The following is a 939-nucleotide window of genomic DNA, read 5'->3' as shown; positions in this document are numbered from 1 at the left end:
CCCAGCCCACCACCTCAACCGGTATCACCTGTGCTGTTTCTTAAAATCGACCTAATCCAAGGTGATGAAATCCTGCGAATGAGTGAGTATATGTGAGATAAACCCTTAAAACCGAGGGACGGGTAACGATAGTTAAGTACAGACAGGGCTGCCGCATGGCAGTCTTTTGTTCAACTAACGGGCAGTTTAGTTGAACATGAGGGTGGTGTTTTTGTTAATATTAAACAAAAGGGAGGGGATGAATGTGCATAGAAAGAAATATTTTATTTTAATACCACCATGCTAATAATCGGGCTATTTTTATTGCTTTCTTTAGCAATTGAAACATTGGATGCAGCGCTTGTATGCCCCGGTGAACGAAGATTTTTACAGTTTGATCATTCCTTTCCCCCACTCAAAGGCGTAATGCATGTGAACTTGCATAACAATGTATGGGGAACGAACTTTCCTGCTTGGTATGAAGAAGGCGCCTCTTCCGATTCAAACTGCATTTTAGATCTTTGATATAGAAGATTTGAATATTTGTATGGTATTAGGCTAGCAAGATGGTCAACACGAACTTGCAAGCTTTTCTATGTTTATGTTAGTCGGTGACTTCCACTGTGAAATATGCTACACTCCGTTCAGCAATATATACATTTGTTGGGGCGGTGAGTAGATGTACTATCGTAAAGCAAATATGAATGATATTCATCAATTGGTTCATCTAAGAAAAAAGCAATTAGTTGATGAAGGGATYGAACCGAATCAAGATATTGATAGCGAACTCAATTCTTTTTTTCACAATAAGATGAGTGATGGTTCGTTAATCGARTGGATCGTTGAAGACAATGAAGAAACTATTGCTACGGGTGCAATTATCTTCTATGATTTCCCGCCTTCATTCACAAGTAAGAGTGGTAAAATGGGCTATATCACTGGTAAAATGGGCTATATCAC

1 pseudogene is annotated in these 939 nt (G+C 39.1%); it reads left to right on the top strand.

The window, feature by feature from the left end:
• Positions 1 to 658: 658 nt before the first annotated feature.
• Positions 659 to 939 (top strand): annotated as a pseudogene (locus tag AC1DM9_RS34355) (GNAT family N-acetyltransferase); the annotation flags it as partial.

Source organism: Paenibacillus sp. 01T431 (genome assembly GCF_056398625.1).
This window is presented reverse-complemented; position numbering and strand designations above follow the sequence as displayed.